General features: G+C 47.6%; 22 protein-coding genes. 7 read left to right on the top strand and 15 right to left on the bottom strand.

Features of this window, described 5'->3' with window-relative positions; translation table 11 throughout:
- Positions 1 to 85 precede the first annotated feature (85 nt).
- Entirely contained in the window at positions 86 to 811 is a 726-nt protein-coding gene (locus L0B52_RS06360; RefSeq protein ID WP_235063895.1) for a molybdopterin-binding protein, read from the bottom strand.
- Positions 812 to 926: 115 nt separating this feature from the next.
- On the opposite strand from L0B52_RS06360, the gene rmuC reads away from it, so the two are divergent.
- The 4 genes from rmuC to L0B52_RS06340 are packed head-to-tail and all read left to right on the top strand — an operon-like array spanning position 927 to position 4,468.
- Positions 927 to 2,375 carry a DNA recombination protein RmuC gene (rmuC, locus tag L0B52_RS06355; protein ID WP_235063894.1) on the top strand — a complete coding sequence of 483 codons (1,449 nt, stop codon included), beginning with the start codon at positions 927 to 929 and terminating at the stop codon, positions 2,373 to 2,375.
- Between the two features lie 48 nt (positions 2,376 to 2,423).
- Entirely contained in the window at positions 2,424 to 3,137 is a 714-nt protein-coding gene (locus L0B52_RS06350; RefSeq protein ID WP_235063893.1) for a (2Fe-2S)-binding protein, read from the top strand.
- A gap of 57 nt (positions 3,138 to 3,194) precedes the next feature.
- On the top strand, positions 3,195 to 3,890 hold the full coding sequence (locus L0B52_RS06345; protein ID WP_235063892.1) for a YeeE/YedE thiosulfate transporter family protein: 696 nt from the start codon (positions 3,195 to 3,197) through the stop codon (positions 3,888 to 3,890).
- A gap of 2 nt (positions 3,891 to 3,892) precedes the next feature.
- Complete coding sequence (locus tag L0B52_RS06340; protein WP_235063891.1) at positions 3,893 to 4,468, top strand: DUF6691 family protein; 576 nt, start codon at positions 3,893 to 3,895, stop codon at positions 4,466 to 4,468.
- Positions 4,469 to 4,573: 105 nt separating this feature from the next.
- Here the strand turns inward: L0B52_RS06340 and L0B52_RS06335 are convergent, their stop codons facing one another.
- The 6 genes from L0B52_RS06335 to L0B52_RS06310 all read right to left on the bottom strand — a co-directional run bounded on the left by L0B52_RS06335 (position 4,574) and on the right by L0B52_RS06310 (position 11,143).
- The gene (locus L0B52_RS06335) at positions 4,574 to 5,434 is read right to left on the bottom strand and encodes an alpha/beta hydrolase family protein (protein WP_409202289.1); all 861 of its coding nucleotides are present in this window, start codon (positions 5,432 to 5,434) and stop codon (positions 4,574 to 4,576) included.
- A gap of 201 nt (positions 5,435 to 5,635) precedes the next feature.
- Positions 5,636 to 7,348 (bottom strand): D-lactate dehydrogenase, encoded by a 1,713-nt coding sequence (gene dld / locus L0B52_RS06330; RefSeq protein WP_235063889.1) that lies wholly within the window; start codon positions 7,346 to 7,348, stop codon positions 5,636 to 5,638.
- A gap of 88 nt (positions 7,349 to 7,436) precedes the next feature.
- The gene (locus L0B52_RS06325; RefSeq protein ID WP_235063888.1) at positions 7,437 to 8,567 is read right to left on the bottom strand and encodes an NnrS family protein; all 1,131 of its coding nucleotides are present in this window, start codon (positions 8,565 to 8,567) and stop codon (positions 7,437 to 7,439) included.
- 83 nt (positions 8,568 to 8,650) lie between these two features.
- On the bottom strand, positions 8,651 to 9,343 hold the full coding sequence (locus L0B52_RS06320; RefSeq protein ID WP_235063887.1) for an ABC transporter ATP-binding protein: 693 nt from the start codon (positions 9,341 to 9,343) through the stop codon (positions 8,651 to 8,653).
- 3 nt (positions 9,344 to 9,346) lie between these two features.
- Positions 9,347 to 10,150, bottom strand: a complete 804-nt coding sequence (locus tag L0B52_RS06315; RefSeq protein WP_235063886.1) for an ABC transporter permease — start codon at positions 10,148 to 10,150, stop codon at positions 9,347 to 9,349.
- A 6-nt stretch (positions 10,151 to 10,156) separates the two neighbouring features.
- On the bottom strand, positions 10,157 to 11,143 hold the full coding sequence (locus L0B52_RS06310) for an ABC transporter substrate-binding protein (protein WP_235063885.1): 987 nt from the start codon (positions 11,141 to 11,143) through the stop codon (positions 10,157 to 10,159).
- 123 nt (positions 11,144 to 11,266) lie between these two features.
- Between L0B52_RS06310 and L0B52_RS06305 the strand changes: the two genes are divergently transcribed.
- Both L0B52_RS06305 and L0B52_RS06300 read left to right on the top strand, forming a co-directional pair.
- Positions 11,267 to 12,502 carry an aromatic amino acid transporter gene (locus tag L0B52_RS06305; RefSeq protein WP_235063884.1) on the top strand — a complete coding sequence of 412 codons (1,236 nt, stop codon included), beginning with the start codon at positions 11,267 to 11,269 and terminating at the stop codon, positions 12,500 to 12,502.
- A gap of 4 nt (positions 12,503 to 12,506) precedes the next feature.
- Positions 12,507 to 13,874, top strand: a complete 1,368-nt coding sequence (locus L0B52_RS06300) for an SLC13 family permease (RefSeq protein WP_235063883.1) — start codon at positions 12,507 to 12,509, stop codon at positions 13,872 to 13,874.
- 75 nt (positions 13,875 to 13,949) lie between these two features.
- On the opposite strand, the gene mscL is transcribed toward L0B52_RS06300, so the two are convergent.
- Together mscL and L0B52_RS06290 are read right to left on the bottom strand one after the other, a co-directional pair.
- Positions 13,950 to 14,345 (bottom strand): large conductance mechanosensitive channel protein MscL, encoded by a 396-nt coding sequence (mscL, locus tag L0B52_RS06295; RefSeq protein WP_235063882.1) that lies wholly within the window; start codon positions 14,343 to 14,345, stop codon positions 13,950 to 13,952.
- 152 nt (positions 14,346 to 14,497) lie between these two features.
- Positions 14,498 to 15,745, bottom strand: a complete 1,248-nt coding sequence (locus L0B52_RS06290) for an aromatic amino acid transporter (RefSeq protein WP_235063881.1) — start codon at positions 15,743 to 15,745, stop codon at positions 14,498 to 14,500.
- A gap of 71 nt (positions 15,746 to 15,816) precedes the next feature.
- Between L0B52_RS06290 and L0B52_RS06285 the strand changes: the two genes are divergently transcribed.
- A complete protein-coding gene (locus tag L0B52_RS06285) occupies positions 15,817 to 16,695 on the top strand; it encodes a LysR family transcriptional regulator (RefSeq protein ID WP_409202327.1) in 879 nt (292 codons plus the stop codon).
- 62 nt (positions 16,696 to 16,757) lie between these two features.
- Here L0B52_RS06285 and L0B52_RS06280 read toward each other — a convergent pair whose 3' ends face one another.
- The 6 genes from L0B52_RS06280 to ychF form a co-directional block, all read right to left on the bottom strand.
- On the bottom strand, positions 16,758 to 17,336 hold the full coding sequence (locus tag L0B52_RS06280; RefSeq protein WP_235063879.1) for a hypothetical protein: 579 nt from the start codon (positions 17,334 to 17,336) through the stop codon (positions 16,758 to 16,760).
- A gap of 57 nt (positions 17,337 to 17,393) precedes the next feature.
- Positions 17,394 to 17,711, bottom strand: coding sequence for a DUF1820 family protein (locus tag L0B52_RS06275; protein ID WP_235063878.1), 318 nt, complete (start codon positions 17,709 to 17,711; stop codon positions 17,394 to 17,396).
- Complete coding sequence (locus tag L0B52_RS06270; RefSeq protein WP_235063877.1) at positions 17,708 to 18,499, bottom strand: 3'-5' exonuclease; 792 nt, start codon at positions 18,497 to 18,499, stop codon at positions 17,708 to 17,710. Before L0B52_RS06270 ends, L0B52_RS06275 begins: the two co-directional genes overlap by 4 nt.
- A 9-nt stretch (positions 18,500 to 18,508) precedes the next feature.
- On the bottom strand, positions 18,509 to 19,105 hold the full coding sequence (locus L0B52_RS06265) for a YdbL family protein (protein WP_235063876.1): 597 nt from the start codon (positions 19,103 to 19,105) through the stop codon (positions 18,509 to 18,511).
- Between the two features lie 71 nt (positions 19,106 to 19,176).
- Complete coding sequence (gene efp, locus L0B52_RS06260; RefSeq protein WP_235063875.1) at positions 19,177 to 19,746, bottom strand: elongation factor P; 570 nt, start codon at positions 19,744 to 19,746, stop codon at positions 19,177 to 19,179.
- Positions 19,747 to 19,768: 22 nt separating this feature from the next.
- Positions 19,769 to 20,860, bottom strand: a complete 1,092-nt coding sequence (gene ychF / locus L0B52_RS06255) for a redox-regulated ATPase YchF (RefSeq protein WP_235063874.1) — start codon at positions 20,858 to 20,860, stop codon at positions 19,769 to 19,771.
- Positions 20,861 to 20,927: the final 67 nt, after the last annotated feature.

Here is a 20,927-nt window from a genome sequence, read left to right as displayed (position 1 = left end):
TTGGTTTGAAACGAAGCCAAATTAAGATATGTAGAATAGGCGAGAGAATATCTCGTCAATTTTACAACTAACCATACACGTCATACTAAGGCTTAAAATTGTAGTGGTGTGCTCTGAGCCACTGTTGTGCAGCGGCTTGCGCCTGTAACACTAAGGATTGCTCTCCATCAAAACCGATTTCTAATTCATGATGGAGCTGTGGCAAACAGGAAATAGAGAGTTCAGGAAACTGCGCTTCAAGCAGTTCAAGCATCGCAATCGCCTCACTCTCAGCGAGAAAGGCATGAAACGAGTGATAAACCCGCTTATCAACCAGCGCCGATAAGCGATGCGCTAATACCCACTCAATCATTGGCTGCGCCATTTGCGGAAATCCCGGCACACAATAGTGTTCGTGGATATAAAACCCGGGAATTCGGTTGATCGGGTTAGGAATGAGCTGAGCACCTTGGGGAAAGGTCACTAAACGTTTTCGCTCATCACTCACTGTTCCGGCAAATTTTTCGTCTAAAATAGCCATCCCCTCATCGTGAAGCGTAAGCGGTACACCGCAGGCTTGCGCCATGGCAGCGCGTGTACGATCATCGGGTGTGGCACCAATCCCGCCAAAACTGAGCACCGTTTCTTTATTATGCAGGGTTTGGGTGAATAGTTCACACAGCTGATCATGATCATCACCCAAATAGTGCACCCGCTTTATAGGTATATCGCGCGCTTTACACGCTGCCAATGTGTTAGCGAAATGACAATCCTGTCGTCGACCACTAAGAATTTCATTGCCGATAATCACTAGCGTGATGCCCTGATTCATAAATCCATCCTAAAAAACCATCCAGCCATCATAGCAAAATTGCCAACGTTAACGCGCTTTTTACTCTGTCGTGTTTTACCGTACAATGCTTGTTTTATCTGTTGCTGGAGATGACATGCAGCTACCCTGGTGGATCGAACAACCTTGGCCATTACAAGCCAAGATAGCCTTGCTGGCGCTGATGCCGTTGGTGTTATTTACCTTGTGGGCAGTTGTTGCTTGGCACACTGCGCGCAAGGCGAAACGGCAAGCAACGCAGGCACTCACTGAAGCAAAGTCAGAACTAGCAACAATCCATGAATCCTTAGATCAAGCCAATATTGCTCTTGCTCGCGCTCAAGAGCGCGATCATGCTTGGCAGCAACAGGTAAACCAGCTGCACAAACAATGGCAGATGCTCAACGACGAATATCGTTCATTACAGCAAGAACATCATCATGTGCAAACGGTGCTGGCGACCACACGTGAATCCGCAAACCTCACCCAGCAACATAACCAAGAGAAAATCGATCTATTAAATAGTAATAAAGAGCAGCTGATGCACGAATTCCAAGATTTGTCGCAAAAGCTGTTTACGGTGAGTGCCGAACAAAGCAAGCAAAGTATCCACGCCTTATTGCAACCTTTTTCACAGCAGCTCACCGGACTCCGGGAAAAAGTGGAGCATTTACATGTTGAAGACAGCAAAGACCGCGCGACCCTTAAGGCACACATTGTTGAGCTTCATCAGCTCAACCGCGAAATGAGTGACGAAGCGCATGCTTTATCCACCGCGCTACGCAGCGAACACAAAACGCAGGGTAATTGGGGTGAACTGGTGTTGCAGCGTGTGCTTGAGCGCAGTGGCCTGCGTGAAGGCGAAGAATTTACGCGCGAAAGTGTTTATTACAGTGAGACCCAACGCTTGCGGCCAGATGTGGTCGTGCATTTGCCCGATGAACGCCATATTGTGATTGATAGCAAGGTATCGTTGAACGCTTATAGTGACTACGCCAACGCAGAGAACGATGAAGCGCGCGATCGGGCTTTGAAAGCGCACATCAGCGCCATTCGTCAGCATATTAATGGACTGGCGCAAAAGGCTTATCAACAACTTGAAGGTATCCATTCCCCCGATTTTGTGCTGCTCTTTATTCCGATTGAACCGGCATTTAGTGCGGCATTCGCCCACGATCAGAGCTTGTTTGACGAAGCCTTTGATCGACGAATTGTTGTCACCTCACCAACCATTCTCCTCGCCAGTCTGCGCACTGTATCGAGCATCTGGGCGATTGAGCGACGTAATAAAAGTACCGAACAAATTGCTCAAGAAGCCGGCAAAGTGTATGACAAATTAGCGCTGTTAATTGAACGGATGGATAAGTTAGGTAAGCAGCTCGACACAGCACGAAAAACCTATGATGAAACCTGGCATGGCTTAACGACCGGTCAAGGCAATCTGGTCAATACCGTTGCACGCTTCCAGGAAGTTGGCATCCGCACAAAAAAAATAATCGCGCGTGAGGTGACTGATTTAGCCCGTGAAAGCGATCCTACAACTGATTCTAAAAGTGACGAGCAATGATATGTTTCACGTGAAACATAGCAACTTCCGCTTAAAAAGTGTGCACTGATGGACTACCAAACCCTATTAGCCTTGTTTACTGAAGACGCGCAGAAAAATATTGTCAGCGATCTGCGTGCGTTCAAACCTGCCCAAAACTGTGGCATTTCCCTAGATGATGTACTCCAATATCCGCAATATACCAGTCAATGGATTGTTGATGAACAAAGGAAACTGGGCACTCGTCACAGCATGATCGCCACTTCGTTGATGCATAAGAAACTCATGAAAGCTGTGTTAACGCCTTGGGTAGCAAGTTATGTATTGGGTGAACAGCCGCCGACCAGCAATCTATCGCTTGCTGAAAATCAACCATACACCATCATTTTTCCTAAAGAGACAGCACACTATAGTGGCAAGATGTGGCTTAATGAGATGAGTGTCGCATTCGCTGAACATATGGCCTTTTTTCATCGCCTATCGCCAGATATCAGCTACGGTAACGCAGCGCTAGCCATTGCCCAGCCTTGGATCATTCTCGCCAAACATAAAGCTCATGGACAAGAGGTTGCTCACTCTGTGCAGGCCTTTTTCCAATCATTTAGCGATCCTTTACGTTTCGCGCTCGATTGGTTCGTGGTTGAAAAACACACGCTAAGTGGCGCTTTTCCCCACCGCAACAGCTGTTGTTTGAAATATCGCTTGCCCAACAAAGAGCATTGCTCCACTTGCGATAAGATTGCGCTCAGCGAACAGCAACACAATAAATACCAAATCCTGTAACACTTAAACCACCACAGACCTTCCATATTCCTTTTTTCTGATATAAACTATTCATTAGTGATTAGCGTTGCGTGCATCGTCTTGAGTTATCGCACCGCTTCAGTACTAGAGTGGCTCGGTAAGATTATTCATCAGAACCATAACCAAAGGAGAATGGACGGTATGAAATACTTTATTTTTGCGCGTCAATGGGGTTGGCTAACCAGCGGTATCGCCTTGGGGCTTACCTTCTTGCTCGCAGTGATGATTATAAAACCCATGGGGGTATCAACCCAGTTTGTTATTTTTGATGGCATCGTATGGAATAGCGTCGATAGCAGCCTCATTATTGAAAACACGGCGCAAAAGAGTGGCTACGCGAGTGACAATGCGTATTTGAATAAAAGCGGTGGTAAATATGCAGCCAATGTGGCTAACCCGCTTAATTATAGTTTTATCTTCGTGATCTCGATGTTCTTTGGTGGTTTTTTAGCGAAAAAACTCCAAAAGCCCACCAGTAGCACCGATAAACAAGCGCGCATCGCACCACCAGTTTGGCGATCACGCTTCGGGGATAGTGCACTGAAGCGCTATAGCGCCGCATTTATCGGCGGGGTACTTGTGTTATTTGGTGCGCGCTTGGCTGGTGGCTGCACCAGTGGGCATATGATGAGTGGAATGATGCAAACCTCATTAAGTGGCTATTTATTCGCACTAAGTGCATTCCTCATCGCCATCCCTACTGCACTCATCCTGTTTAAAAAAGGCGCCTAACGATGAACATTATTCTCGCTATCGTGCTCGGGACTTTATTTGGTTTTGTGTTGCAGAAAGCTGGTGCGGCAAACCCACAAAAAATCATCAATATGTTGCGTTTGAAAGATTTTCACCTAATGAAAGCGATTCTTTTAGGCATTGGCCTGAGCAGTTTGCTGCTGTTTGCTTTACTGACTTTAGGTTGGATTCCAACAGCGCATCTAAGCGTTAAGAGCAGCTATGTCGGCGTGATCATTGGTGGCTTAATTCTTGGTTTGGGTTGGGCGATTGCTGGCTATTGCCCTGGCACAGGTGTAGTCGCCGCTGGTGCTGGGCGCCGCGATGCGCTGGCTTTTCTCTTCGGCGGTTTGCTGGGTGCGTTAGTATACATGCTGGTTTATGGCTATATAGCAGACAGCTTCTTATTCAACTCCATCGCTGGTGGGAAAACAACGCTGGTAGACACTCACAACGAAAGTTACCACGTATTGATTGAAAACGTATCACCCATGCTGGTGGCTGGCGGTATCGCTGTTATTTTTATCATTATCGCTTTTCTATTACCGAAATCTCAGGGTGAAGATAACGCCGAATAAAGCAGATAAAAAAAACACCGTAACGCGTTGATTCGTTGCGGTGTTTTTTTATTCAATCACAATCTAGCCTTACAACGCTAGCTAACTGCGCATTAGCGATCATCGTTACGGCGCGATAGGATGCTTTTGTTCTGGATCTAACAGTTGTTCAACAAAACCGACCAGCGCTGAGCGTGCTGCTGGTAAGTTAAACAGTGTATGTGGGGCTTTAGGAATGAGCAATACCTCAAAAAACTCCGGCAATTCATCCCCATAAACCACACTACAGTTCCCTACAGGCTTATCAATTCCAACAAAATCGTTCTCATCAGAGAAATACTTATCTTGCGAACTGATGATGTTTAAGGTTGGCGTTTGTTTGGTACTGGTCATATCATCTTTGACGAAATAATTGTCTTCACACGACCATGAGTAGATGATTTTACCGATAAAAGCCTCTTCATCATAGCGCGCCACGCTTACCGCACCTTCGCTTGTCCCAGCAAGAATCAACGCCTCAGCGTCCGCCCATGATGTTGCTTTAATCGCGTTTAAAGCAATATCAATTTCGCTGGCGCGTAGTTCATGAATTTTCTCATACGTTTCAGTATCAACCGGCGATTTATAGGTAATGCGATCATCGAGTTGCATGCCATCGAAAATAAAGCTGGCAATGCCTTCGTTAGCGAGGTGTTTCTGCCACGTGTCATACCCGAGTTTGGGGTTTATCCCTGATGATCCGTGAAGCATAATCACCGTAGGGACACGCTCACCACTCAGTTTTGGCGTTTCATTAAAATCACCATAGTAGGTTTCACCATCAGCCGTTGCCTTTGCTGGCAATGCGACATCGCCCATGCGAATCCCTTGCTCGATGGAGGTTGGGGTGTGCGTATATTCGCTTCCACTGACTTCACCTGTTGCGGCCTGAGCTGCAGATGCAGCAGCCAGTGCACTCGCACACATTAGTGTTTTCTTCACGTTCATTCCTTAACTACTTGCTAGATCAGGCTTATTCTAGCACCAGCTTGGCAACTAATCACCTTTAACAGGCATTTGCGCCTTTGCTATCGTTTAATGATTGGTGTGTCAAAGCCTCGAAACGGTCGCTGGTGGTTACAATACTCTATGGTTTTAAAGTGAACACGTCGCCTAAATAATGGGCAAAAGCAGTTTTAACGCCGAGCTTTAGTGCTCATCCACCTGCGCTACAACCTCATCTGCCCAATATTTTAATTTTGCGGTTTTACCGATCCCCGGGTTAAGCGAGTTGGTTGGATCATTGTGTTTATAAAACGCTTTCAAATCTGCTTTAGCGTAGTATAGATGACCGACGTTATGTTCAGCGGGATATTGCGCGCCGCGCGCATCAAAAAAGGCCAGAAGTTGATCTTTTAGCTGTTCCGCATCAACACCTTTTTTCAAGATATAGTCTTGGTGCATGACATGACAGAAGAAATGCCCACAATAGAGTTTATCTTCAACCAGCGCGTCAATTTCTTCCGGCAACGTTTCAAACCACTGCTCTTCGTTACGTCTCAGCGCAATATCAAGCGCTAAGATCGCGCCCACTTTTTTATGTTTCATCGCATGAAAGCGCTTTGCTGCGCCAGCTGCTGCGAAGCGGTGCAAAATAGCCGCATCGCCTTCTTTATTAGTGCAGGCATGATAGCCGCCTTCACGATCTTTGAAATAATCATCTAAAAAAGCCTTCGCCTGATCAATGCCATCGTCAGCCATTTTTAAAATCAAATGGTGTTCGTAGCGATCACGGTATTCACGCATAATCTTCGGCAAATGCGACGGAAGAATATCAGTTGTCCATTGCATCACCCGATCAGAGATATATTTTGGCATAAACGTAAATTTGCCACAGAAGCGATCCACGGCATTTTTCATCGCAAAAAATCGTGGGATATATTTTGTTCCTAATTTGTCGATGACTAGAAAGGTATCGCGGCCATAACGCTCACTGACATTAAAGTAATCACGGTGTAAATACTCGCCAGAAACCGGTAGCTCGTCAAAGTGCTGCAAGATATGCCGACGAATATCAGTTAAATGCGTTGTATCATTGGTGCCGATATAAAGGACTTGTTCGCGTGGCGGCTTGCTGAATGTGTCAATGCGCACCGCAAAAACGAGCAAGCGCCCAGCCGAACCCGAAGCCTCGTATAAGCGTCGTCCGTCATTATTAAACCGTGATGGGGTGTCTGCGTCAACATCACGCACGCGTGCGCCATAATCCGCATCTGAGGCTTTTTTCGCCAGTTGCTGAACATCTTCAGCACGGTAATCACCTTGTTCTAAACGTTGTAAAATCACCTCTGGGTCATCGCCTAAATCCAAGCCAAGATGGTTATAGAGCTTGAGTTCACCGTGTTCATCGAGTTGCGCATAGAGCGCCATTTCGGTATACGCTGGTCCACGGCGGACTAACGCCCCACCAGAATTATTACAAATCCCACCCACAATCGATGCGCCAATACACGATGATCCGATCACAGAATGTGGTTCACGACCATGTGCTTCGAGCACATCTTCGAGTTCGAATAACGACGCACCAGGCAAGGCAATCGCCTGTTTGGCATCGTTGATGAGTTGGATGCCTTTCAAGCGAACGGTTGATAAAATCACCAACGGGCGGTCATAGTCGCCAAAAGGTGTAGAGCCACCGGTTAAGCCGGTATTAGCCGCTTGAGCCAAGATAATCACATCATGAGCCACACAGGCTTTCGCGATCTGCCACATCTCTAACAGGCTGCCCGGCTGAATGACTGCCAGCGCCGAACCAATACCAAAACGAAAACCTTTGCAGTATTTAGCGGTTTTTGCCGGATCGGTGAGCACATGCTTATCGCCAACAATCGCACGGGCATCTTGAATAATGGCATGGGTCATAATGAGTCTCGCACAAAACAATCAAAAGACTATTATATCAATAATGGGACGCCATGCTTAATCGATTGTTTACCAGGCGCTTAGGATCTTAGCGTGGCTCATGATGACGAAAGATCGCTTGATAGCGTGCTATATAAATAATAAACGCGAGAGATAGTGCAACGCTTGGTATCGTATAAAGCGTCATTAAGCTTGGATAATATATAACCAAGACACTCCGCGACAGAGCCGCAACCACAACCAGCAACATCGCCAACTGAGTATCAAAATAAAAACGCAGTTTTAAGCCACTATGACGCAGACCAACAATCGACATAATCGTCAGCACCATCAATAAATACACCGCAATCGCTAGAAAATGCCGGACAAAACTAAAGAGTTGAGGGGCTGTGAGCAACACCAATCCAAGCGCCATATAACCAAACGCCATACTTAGACTCACTGCATAATATACCCGTATATAAGCGCGCTTTAGCAGGCGACTATCATGCCAATCTTGTAGGCGTGCGGCAAAACTCATCCCGACAGCGAGATACAGCCAGCCTTGCACGGCCTCACTCGCCAGTAGGCTTAAGCTAGCAGCAAGCATCAGTAACAACGCGGAAATATTTTTATAAAAGGGATTGGGGATAAATTGCTCATCATCGATCCCACTATCTTCTAAAGCCTGATTACCCAAGACGCGACCGACACGAAAATTGGCTAACGCAATCCCAATAATCATCACATCCACACTGGCATGCAGCCATTTCGCCTGAGGATTAAGGCTATAGGCGATGCTTAACGCAGCAATTGCGGAAACTACGCCGATAAAGCTCGCATGATGCCAGCTGCGTGTGTGCACGATATAGCGCGCAGCCAGGCCCAATAAATAGAGCCAAAATCCATTAATCAGGATGCTGCTTAGCCGCGGCCAAGGAAGACAAATGAGAGCTACGCCCAACAACAAAACAAGTAGGATGCTATGGTAGCGTAGAGGCGGTCGGTAGCTACACCAAGACGGTAGCGCCGTCAGCAAAAAACCAGCAAATGCTGCGCCACCGACCAATTCAATAAACGCAAAGGCATGCCAGTGCAGCGGAAAATGGCCTGCGTATTGTGGGGCAAAAGACACACTAAACCACGGCATCAAGGCAACGATAATACCGGTAATTGCCAAGAGGAAAAAAAGGCGGAACGGGTGTTCTAAATTTTGCCTTGTCTTAAAAGAACCCAACATCAACACTCCCACAATCTATTATCGTGCCCATAAACCAACTTTGCTGCGTACCATAATCTATCCATTCTAGCGTTAACCATCGCTTATGCCGCTTCAATTTCAGCAAAAATCCGGTGGTGTAAATAGTCGCGAACAAATTGATCATCACGTGCATGATAAGGGGTGGGTAAATCGAGCGTATGCTCAAGAACCGCAGGTTTACCACTAATGCGAATAATGCGTTGTCCAAGCAGCAGCGCTTCTTCACGATCATGCGTCACCATACACACCGCAAGCGAATGATCTTCAATTTGGCTGACAATGAGTTTTTGTAAGCGCCGGCGCAATTGATGATCCAGCGCAGAAAATGGCTCATCCATAATCAGCATATCTGGCCTAACAATCAGTGCGCGCGCTAAAGCAACCCGTTGTTGCATGCCGCCCGAGAGTTCATGGGGAAATTTATCCATATCTTCTCTCGCCAAACCCAGTATGTCAAACCAGTCATAGACGGCTTCCAGATCGTTATTTGGCGCCACGATACGCACGTTTTCAGCCGCACTATACCAAGGTAACAATCGTGGCTCCTGGAACAAATAAGCCAATCGTTGAAAAGTGCATTCTATCTGACCTTCTTTAATATCGATCAAGCCACTGATCGCGCGTAATAGAGTCGTTTTACCGCCCCCTGATGGGCCAACGATACACACGCAATTTCCTGGCGCCAGCGCCAAGGAAATATCCTCAACAATCGGCACCATCATCAGGTCAATTTGGATATTTTCAGCGTGTAACATGTTTCACGTGGAACGTTGTGGTAATAATAAACGCTTGAGTGGTTCAAGCACCCCGTATTCAATCAGCATAATAATACTAACGATGATCACCACATACGCCATCACATCGGTGGTTTCGAGCATCGCACGTGCATTAGCGAGTTCAGAGCCAATCCCCTCATTGCTGCCGAGCAACTCCGCCATAACCGTAATCTTAAGTCCGGTACCAAAAGCGACTATAATCGCTGGTAACAGCTGCTGCGTGAGATGGGGTACATACAAATGGCGAATCCGCTGGGTAAGCGGCAAACGATAAATGCGCAGCATTTCCTTTAATGGCTCACTCACACTCATCATCCCCATCATCGCCGCTGCAAAAACCATCGGCAATACACTAATCATCACCGTAAAAACGGTGCTCGCAAAGCCCATGCCAAACCAAAACAGCGCAAGCACCACCCAAATAATTGGTGGCGTACCAAGCAGCATCGTAATCAACGGACGCAGTAATAGCGCCAGTGTTTTACTCACTCCTGCCAACAAACCACCACCAATACCAATAAATAACGCGAGAGCGATACCGACGGCGCCTCGCGCCAAAGTGGTGAGAACCGTCTGCTGTCCTGCATGGCTGTAGAGAATTTCATAGGCGCGAGCAAGCACTGTCTGTGGCGAAGGCATCAACATGGCACCCAATACTTGATGAGCGTACTGCCAAAGCGCCATAAACAAACAAATGCTCGCCAATGCCGGAAAAACACCCCAGCAATAATCAATGATACGCCACGGATAATCCCGCTCGAGTTTTTGACCCTGCTTAAAAAGCATGTCTAGTTAGGCTGGCATCGACCAGATCAAATCACTATCAGCTGCTTTACCACCAAGAATTTTTGGGTTGAGCTGATAAAGCACATCAAAAAATTCCAGTATCTCTTCGCTAATTTCACTTGCATGGGTGATCGTCAAATTCGCCTGCGGAATAGAAGCCGCCATGACCGGAACAGGTGCTTTCAATATATCTGCGGTTCGTTCAGCAGCAAGCTGTGGGTTCTCGTCACACAAGTTTAACGCACGCTGCAACGGCTGGTGAAGCGCTTGTAAAAATGGCTGCTGTGTTTCATAAAATTCACGGGTCACCATCAATCCTGCCTGTGGGATACGCGCCTTCGTTTCCATATATGATCCCCATAATTCCTGAATATTGAGGCGACGCTGAACATCCATCCCTAAACCTTTCGCTTTAATTTGCGCCATACTGACTGCCGGTTCTGGCAATAATGCGACATCGGCTTTACCGCTTAAGAACAGCATCAAAGCTTCCGGTGGTGTGGACGTATATTGAATCGTGACTTGATCTTGATCGATGCCGGCTTTTGCAAGTAGGGTCTGCAAGACCAAATCAGGCATGTCCTGCTTAAACGGCATCACCAACGTTTTGCCGATCAAATCTTCGAGTGAATTCACTGAATCATCTTTACCGATTACATAAAGTAAGCCAAAAGTCATAATATTGAGCAAGCCAACGTCACGACCCTGGTTGCGGAAATTTGCCGCCACATAACTCGGCACCATCACCAATGGCATCTCACCATTCGCCAGTCCTGCACGTAATTGATCTGGCGTTGCCCAGGTTTTCGCGCTGATCCCTGGATAGACTTCCTGAAGTGCCTCATCTTGCGCTGCCAAAGAAAGCAACGCCGTTGGTGCTACCGGTGGCCCCCAAAGGGTGATTGGAGAAGCATTTTGTGCTAAAACGGGTGATAGCGCAGCAGCAGAAGCACTCGCTAAAGCAAATTGGTTAAAGCGGCGGCGAGAAAGCATAAGGTCTTCTCCTAGATAAGAATAATGTTGATTATCATATACTAAATCATAAAACACCACATTGACATACGTCAATAAGCTGCCTGGCGTGGTACAGTAGCGCTTTAGGTATAAAATAATTGTATGAGCTCCATCAAACATATCGCGGCATTCATTGCCGCCACCTTTATCGTTATTGGGACTGCCGTAGGCGCAGGAATGATTGCCATACCGACTGCGACCAGCGGCCTGTGGTATGGGCGTTCATTAATTATCCTGTTTATCACGTGGCTGGTGATGATGACCACCAGTTTGATGATCTTAGAAGCCAGCCAAGGCTTTGATCGCCGCGCACATTTCCCAACCATGGTAAAACAATTACTGGGTAACCGCTGGGCACTGCTTAACAGCTTATCACTGGGTTTTGTGCTCTATATCTTGGTCTATGCTTATATCGCGGTCGGCGGTGATATTACCAGCGCTAATATCGCCTCACTCAGCGGCCACGACACACCGATTTGGGTCGGACAATTGATTTTTTTCGCCGTTTTAGGACTCGTTGTCTGGCTATCACATCATTGGGTCGCTCGATTTAACGCATTGATTTTAGGTGGGTTATTGCTGACCTTTTTCTTAGCCAGCGGTGCCTTACTACCGAGCGTGCAGCTAAACACCTTAATCCCTGAGCAAGATGTCGGCAATTGGCGCTATGTGTGGTTATCGCTACCAGTCGTTTTAACCTCTTTTGGCTATCACATCAACGTGCCAACGTTACGGGTATATTTAGCCGATCGCACCTCACAGATCGCCTGGGCATTAATCATAGGCAGTTTTTCTGTGCTACTGCTCTACATACTTTGGCAAACGGCTGTACAAGGTAATCTACCGCGTAGTGAGTTTGCCCCTGTTATCGCCTCTGGAGGACAAGTCTCGCAGCTCATTGATGCGATGCGGCCTTATGTACTGGCGCCTTCGGTGGTGGGTTTATTGGCGTTATTCAGTTATTTCGCCATCGCCACCTCGTTTTTAGGCGTCGCCCTAGGCCTTTTTGAATTTATCAGCGATTTTTGCCACTTTAACGATAGTCGCGGCGATCGTTTTAAAACCGCGATCATCGCCTTTGTCGCACCGCTCGCTTTATGCCTGTGGCAACCCTACGGGTTTGTCAGCGCCATTGCCTATGCCGGGGTTGCCCTAACCATTTGGGGGATCATCATCCCGGCGCTGATGGTGCGCAAAACCCGAGAACAGGGTAATAGCGGTCGTTTTCGCGTGCCTGGTGGCAAGTTAGTAATACTGTTAGTGATCATTTTTGCTGTGCTCAATATCTTAGCGCAAGGGCTGGCTGATTTAGGCCTCGTGGCTAAGTTTAGCGGATAAAGCGATGCGCACATCCACAGCACATTCACCATCACGATTACTGCTTTTCATCATCTTTGCTGTGGTGCTCGCACAAACTGTATTCCCGCTGTCGCAAAGCCAGCGCGCCGGCACGGTTATCGTGTTAACCATTGGTTTATGGGCGAGTGGACGCTTACCGGAATACTACACCGCGCTGCTATTTTTCCTCTTATGTGTAATCGGTCAGGTCGTGCCGCTGGATATCCTATTCTCTGGCTTTGCCTCACCAGCCGTGTGGCTCTTTTTCTCGGGTGCTGTACTTGGTATGGCGATCAACCATACCGGGCTTGGCGCTTATCTTGCGCGTTGTATCGCGCCATTGCTTGCCCGCTCGGTCTATCACGCACTCGCCGGCAGTATGCTACTCGGCAGTGGCTTGATGTTCATCATGCCCTCCGCGATGGGACGTATTTTATTGTTACTGCCCATTGTCGCTGCTTTGGCTCAGTCGTTAGGCTACCAGCGCGAGGATCGTGCTTATCGTGGCATGTTACTAGGGATGGTTTTTGCCACATTTCTACCCGCGTTTACGGTATTACCGGCCAATGTTCCAAACAACATCTTAATCGGCATGATGGATAGCTTATTTGCTAACAGTCCAAGTTATTTGCAGTATTTAGTGCTGCATTTTCCGCTGCTCGGGCTGTTAAAAATGCTGATTTTATGGGCGATATTGTGTATTTTTTATCGTGATAAAGCGCCACTACGCCAACCATTAGAAGCTGCACCATTGAGTCGATCGGCGAAACAACTGGCTTTGTTACTGACCGGCGTTTTAGGTTTATGGTTGAGCGAAGACATACACGGTATATCTTCTGCTTGGGTCGGTATGATCGGTGCGTTGTACTGTTTGTGGCCAGGTAGCGGTTTGCTCGGTGAACAACCGATTCGCCGGATGAATTTAGAACCGCTTTTCTATGTAGCCGCAATTGTCGGCATGGGTGTGGTTGCTTTCCACAGCGGTCTCGCCACACAAATGGTCGATGCCTTATTGCATATTGCGCCTTTATCCCCAAAGGAACACGCGACCAACTTTGCCACCATTGCCGGCCTATCAAGCCTAACAGGCATACTGGCCACCTTAGCCAGCATTCCAGCGATCCTCACGCCGATGGGTACCACTTTATCTGAAGCTAGTGGCCTATCAGTTGACGCGATAGCGATGATTCAGGTGCTGGGTTTTTCAACCGTGTGGCTGCCTTATCAGGCGCCACCTTTGATGATTGCCATCCAATCAGGCTATGTGAGCCATAGAGACGTTACCCATCTGTGCCTGATACTTGCCGTAATCAGTGTCGTAGTGCTTTGGCCGCTGGATTATTTATGGTGGCAGCTCTTAGGCTATCTTTAATCAATCGTGGGGAAGTCTATAGAGACAAAAAAGCCCACCAAAAGGTGGGCTTAATTCATCGCATACTAACGTGATTTAAACTTTGTCTGATTTCGCTAATTGATCACGAATTTCACGCAACAACACCACCTCTTCTGATGGCTCTGCTGGCGCTTCTTCGGCTTCTTCTTCTTTTTTCATCCGCGCGTTCAATTTGTTCATTGGCATAACAATAAAGAAATAAATCGCAAAGGCCACGAGTAAGAAATTAACCAATGCGGTAATGATTTGTCCGATAGGGAACAGTACACCATTAAGGGTAAAGCCGATATCATCAAAATTAGGCTCGCCAGCAATTACAGAAATCAGTGGGTTGATAAATGTCTCTACTAAGCCAGTAACCACAGCGCCAAAAGCCGCACCAATCACCACACCAACCGCCAAATCAATCGCGTTACCGCGAGAAATAAACTCTTTAAACCCTTTAAACATAAATGAACCTCCAAGTAAATGTTATTACAGGGCGTAAAAACACCCTGCATTCATTGATTTTATCTTAAAAATTATCTTCAAGTATCTTTTTTCAAATAATAACCAAATCAAGGACTTCATCAACGCGGGAACTCATTTTGCCCTAAATTCAACTAACTGGGCATATATTGTGCGGCAATCCCGAACTGCGCTAAAAAATGCGCAGCGATGTTTAACACCCCAAAAAGCATCACGATTGCTAAGGTGACAACCCCACCTGGAACACGAAAACCTTGCTGGTTAAAGCGTCGTCGTGCAACATACACCATCAGCACCGGAATAATTGCAACCCAGATGGTTGCCGCAAGCCCTGCGTAACCAATCGCGCTGACAAACCCATACGGCTTCCATAAGCAAAAGATAAAGGGTGGCAAGAATGTGACGGCTGCCGTTTTCGCTTTGCCGAACGCGCTATCATCCCAAGAGAACAAGTCGGCAATAAAATCAAACAGACCTAAAGTGACGCCTAAAAAGGATGTGGCAATCGCGAGATAAGTAAATAATGATAACAGCGCCATCGCGTTGCCTGTCTGGGTATAAGCACTCAGCGCATCAATTAAGCTCGAGAGCTGTCCGTCATCGGCGATCACCGGACTAAACGCCACTCGCGGTAAATTCCCTTGCACCGCAATCTGCCAAAACACATACACCAACAGCGCCAAAAAGCTGCCGCTGATTACCGCAATCGTGACTCGACGTGCATCGCCTTGAAAATAACGTCGCAAACTCGGCACATTACCGTGAAAACCAAACGAAGCGAGCGCGACGGTCAACGTCGGCCAAATATAGCCCCAATAACCAGCTTGAGCACCGCTCTCATTGGTTAACACCGACCAAGAAGCAGTAGGCACCATACCGCTACACGCCGCGACAAAAGTAAGCACCATCCCGCCAATCAAGATGGCATTGAAGCGTGTCACCCACAGGGTAGAAAACCACACACAGCCGGCCAAGACAATAAAAAAGACCGTTTGTCCCAACCAATAAGGGACTTGATCACTGCCTAATAAAGCATTGAGATTATGGCGGGTTAAATCGCCTCCGGCAGAAATATAGGCATAGGTCAGAATATAAAGCACAAAAGCGAGTGACAAGCCGTTGAGCACATACCAAAAAGGCCCCAATAGATCTTTAACCATCGTCGGGAAACTGGCCTCGAGCGAGTAATGGGTATTGGCTTCTAAAATCAGCAGTCCTGAAGTCATCATGCACAGCCAGGTGAGCGCCAATAAAATCAAAGAAGGATAGAACCAAATACCTGCGGTCGCGGTCGGGATGGCGAGCATCCCTGCGCCCATAATGGTTCCGGTAATAATAAGCGTGCCACCGATGAGAGAGGCTTTGCTGTGCGCGAGTGACATGGGTTTTCCTTGTGTCAAAGCAAAAGAGCGCCTATTGTATGTCATATATTTACTTAACCCCAACGCCATTTATGCTCGAACGCCATCATCTCGCCATTATCCGCGCCGTGGTCGACCAGGGAACGCTCACTCAGGCAGCAAACACCCTACATTTAAGCCAATCGGCGCTAAGCCACACGATTAAAAAGCTTGAGGATCATATTGGGGTGCACGTCTGGCAAAAAGACGGACGGCGCCTGCGTTTAACGCGTGCGGGTGAGGAATTACACGAAATGGCTTGCCGTTTATTGCCACAGTTTGAGCACGCCGAAGCCGAGCTTCAGCGCTATGCTAAAGGACGAAGAGGCAGCCTGCGTATTGGTATGGAATGTCATCCCTGCTATCGCTGGTTGCTGACCATCGTTCATCCGTATTTACAGGCTTGGCCGGAAGTTGATTTAGACGTCAAACAACAATTCCAATTTAGCGGCATCAACGCGCTGATTAATCATGAAGTTGATGTCCTCATCACGCCCGACCCTGTGCACACTGATGGGCTGACGTTCTCACCGGTGTTTGCCTATGAACAGGTGCTGGTGGTAGCAAATAACCATCATTTAGCCGGTAAAACACAGATTGACCCACACGATCTCAGCACAGAAACCTTGCTCACCTATCCCGTACCCAGCGAACGCCTGGATATATTCACCCAGTTTTTACAGCCTGCTCACACAAGTGTCGCCGCGCACAAAACGATTGAAACCACAGAAATTCTCCTGGAGTTGGTCGCGGCCGGTCGAGGGGTTGCTGCGATGCCCCGTTGGCTGATTGAACAACATGAACACTTAGCACTGCGAAGCCTGCGCTTAGGCGATCAGGGGATTCATAAATATATCTATCTCGGCGCACGTAACCTTGATTTATCGATCGACTACCTAACCGCATTTATTGAGTTAGCAGCCACACAGTAACCGCCAAATTCAGCGCATAAAAAAACCCACGCCAAGCGTGGGTTTGTATAAGCTAAGAAAATTTAGTTGCTTTGTGTTGAATTAATAGCATCCTCAGCAGCTTTCTTCAACTCTGAAGCTTCAGTTTTAACGTCTTCAACCGCTTCTTCAGCCGCATTCTTAACGTTTTCTGCGCCGGCTTCAGCTTGCTGTGCTGGTGCAGATTGAGCCGCGTCATTGGCGGTCTCTTTCGCGCCAGAAATTAACTCTTCAGCTTTTGCTTTGGTCGCATCAACCGTTTCTTCGGTTTTTTCAGCGATCGCATTACCAGCTTCTTCTAGTTTTTCACCAACAGCTTGGGTGGCATCTTTAGCGCCTTCAACCATTTCCTCGGCTTTCTCTTGGACAGCAGCGCCTGCTTCTTCTAACTTCTCACCAGCAGATTCAGCCGCATCCTTAGCTCCTTGGATCGCTTCGTCAGCTTTATCTTTGGCCGCATCCATAGCGTCACCAGCTTTTTCAGCTGCCGCGTTGCCCGCATCTTTGACTTCTTGCGCCGCAGAATCAGCCGCTTCCTTAGCTTTTTCTTGTGTGTCGTCTGAGCATGCGACCAGTAAACCTGACGCAGCAAGAATTGACATTAATAATGTTGTTTTTTTCATCACTTTCTCCTGATTGATTGAAAGAAAAGAACCAGTTTATCATAGATCAAACGCTCATTACACAAATCGTGGAAAAGCTTTAATCTTATCGTTTTTCTCTAATGTTTTCGTTTGCGATTCACCCGCTTTTGACACTTGATCGATGCGAATAATCTGATGATACGGGATAAAAGCCGTCTCAACGTTAGCAAACTCATGACTGAGTTTTTCCATCCGCGGGTCAATCAGCAACTGCGTTTCTTCCTGAAATAGAAACCCTTCAATACAAATAAAACCCGGCATATCGGATGGATAGACATGACGCACGTAAATATCGTACTGTATCTCAGCGTGATGGTATTGCACGCGGTAAATCACCTCGCCTTTATCGCTCATCTTTGTCTTGCCATCCAGGCGTGTAAAAAGGCTTGGAAATGCGCTTTATCGCTGTTATTGAGGAAGGTTTGTACTTCTTGAATGGCTTGATCGCACGCTGTTTTATCGAGATTGCCGCGTAAGACTTCAAAGCGCAGGTAAACAAGATACGTATTTAACACATCGGTTTCGCAGTAATTGCGGATATCTGCCACATTCCCTTCATCCCAAAGCTGCTGAACCGCCGAACCATCGACATCGAGTTTGCCTGGAAACCCACACAGCTTGGCAATATCATCGAGACTTGCGACAGCACGCGGCTGAAAGCCGGATAAGACATCCATCATATCGATATGACGCCAATGAAAACGGGCGAGATAGTTGTTATAGCGAAAATCGCGCTCGTCATCGCCAATCTCAAAATAGCGCCGCGCATTAATACCATGGAATAACGCCCGGTATTGCAACACAGGCAAATCAAAGCCACCACCATTCCAGCTGACCAGTGTTGGGCTAAAACGATCAATACCTTGGAAAAAGCGATTGATCAGCTCATATTCACTGCTTTCCTCATCACCAAGCGACCAGACTTTCAGCTCACCGGAAGCGGTTTTCATCACCGCAGAAATGGCAACGATTTTATGTAAATGGTGACGCATAAATGTTGAGCCAGCTTCGCTTAAGCGTTCACTGGCCATCAAACGATACACATCACCATCATCGAGCTCGGTCAACCCACCATTGAGCGCGCGATACGCATCGATATCAGCGATGGTTTCAATATCAAAAACGAGGATATTCTGTAACAACGCGCTGCCTTATTTTTGTTTCCACTGACCATTAGACTGATACCACCAGCCGCTAGGTGCTTGGGAAATCCAACGCTGGGCGAAGGTTTCTTGAATTTGCGCGAACCAGCTTGGCTGATTATTCGCCTCAGCAATCGCTTGATAAAGCGCTTTGCGGTCAGCGTTTTCAGCATTCACCCATTGGTTCATTTGTCCACGCTGGGCCATTGGCGCTGCTTGAGCATCACGAATCGCCACATACCCATCTCCAGTCAAGCCAATCGCACCACTGGCAAACAGCGGTTTCATTTGACTAAAGCGAGTGCCCATACGCGATTTAATTTGCTCAATTTTTGGCGAGCTGGCGTTAAAATCAACGCTTTGCGCCTGAGCATCAGCGCTGATTACATTCAGCAGGCCCACCAATAATTCACGTGAGGCAGAATACGTGCCCAATTCAACTACCGGTGCGTTATTCGGCACAACCATCGCAGATTCATTCCATACATCATCAATAATGCTGTCTGCGGCTTTTTCTGCCGCCGCCGCCGGAAAATAAATATTCACAGTCACACAAGAGGCCAGCGCCAGTAAGGCCACCAGCCAAGTACTACGGGTTAAGATCATGTTATTGCTCCTCTTACGAATGTTGCGCCTATGATTATAGCCTAAGCCATAGCCAAGAGGGTATCGCACGCTTAGTCTTTAGCGCGCCCCAGGTATTCGCCACTACGCGTATCCACGCGAACCACCTCATCAATCGATAAGAACAGTGGTACACGCACCACAGCGCCGGTTTCTAGCGTTGCCGGCTTACCGCCGCCACCAGATGTATCGCCGCGTACGCCCGGATCGGTATCAACCACCCGTAATTCAACGAAATTTGGCGCGGTGACGCTAATAATATTGCCATCCCATAATACCACCGTGCACAGGTCTTGCTCGCGAATCCATTTTTCTGCATCGACTAAGGCACTATTTGGCGCCGGTAGCTGTTCAAAGCTTTCCAGGTTCATGAAATACCAATTGTCTTCATCTTTATAGAGGTATTGCATCTCAGTTTCATGAACATCAGCGGCTTGCACGCTATCACCCGATTTAAAGGTGCGCTCAATCACACGACCGGTTTTTAAATTACGCACTTTAGTGCGGTTAAACGCCTGACCTTTACCTGGTTTGACAAACTCATTTTCGACGATGGTATAAGGGTCTCCATCGAGCATGATTTTCAAACCACCACGAAATTCACTGGTTGAATAATTAGCCATTATTTGTTCCTCGTTATTACGATTAAACGTTAAAGCGGAAATGAATCACATCGCCTTCTTTAACCCGATATTCTTTACCTTCTAAACGCCATTTACCGGCTTCTTTAGCACCTTGCTCACCGTTGCAGGCGATAAAATCTTCATAAGCGACCACTTCAGCGCGAATAAACCCACGCTCAAAATCGGTGTGAATCACCCCGGCTGCTTGTGGGGCTGTGGCGTTTTTAGGCATCGTCCACGCGCGAACTTCTTTAACGCCCGCAGTAAAATAGGTGCCTAAATCGAGCAACTCGTAACCAGCACGAATCACTCGATTGAGCCCGGGCTCATCGAGCCCGTATTCGCCAAGCAGTTCCAATTGTTCTTGCTTATCAAGCTGCGCTAACTCAGCTTCAATCGCCGCACATACGGTGACCACCACTGCGTCACTGTTTGCGGCTTTTTCGCGTACTACGGCAACGTAAGCGTTATCCTCAACGCTGTCTTCATCGACATTGGCCACATACATCATTGGCTTCATGGTGAGCAAAAATAAATCGCGTGCGGCCTCGCGCTCTTCCTCGCTTAAATCGCAAGTGCGTGCAAGCTTACCATCTTCTAAATGCGGTAAGAGTTTGGCGATCACATCTAACTTCAGCTTCGCATCTTTATCGCCACCTTTAGCGATCCGTGTCAGGCGTTGCTGGGCTTTTTCCAACGACACCATATCCGCTAAGATCAGCTCCGATTCAATGACGAGAATATCGGCCAGTGGATCAACTTTACCGGCCACATGCACTACATCATCGCTGTCAAAACACCGCACCACCTGGGCAATCGCATCCGTTTCGCGGATATTAGCCAAAAACTGGTTGCCCAGTCCTTCACCTTGAGCAGCACCGGCTACCAGACCCGCAATATCAACAAACTCCATGGTCGTGGGCAGTACGCGTTCAGGCTTAACGATAACCGCCAGCGCATCTAGGCGCGGATCCGGCATCGGGACAATCCCCGTATTCGGCTCGATGGTACAAAACGGATAATTTTGCGCCTCAATACCGGCGTTGGTCAGCGCATTAAAAAGCGTCGATTTACCGACATTCGGCAAACCAACAATCCCACAGTTAAAGCCCATGGAACCTCCTGATTATCTATTGAAATGGCGCGTATTATAACGCATGGAAGGCTGTGTAGCCCAAGAC

Source organism: Suttonella sp. R2A3, assembly GCF_021513215.1.
In the GTDB taxonomy this organism is placed as follows: Bacteria; Pseudomonadota; Gammaproteobacteria; order Cardiobacteriales; family Cardiobacteriaceae; genus JAHUUI01.
This window is presented reverse-complemented; position numbering and strand designations above follow the sequence as displayed.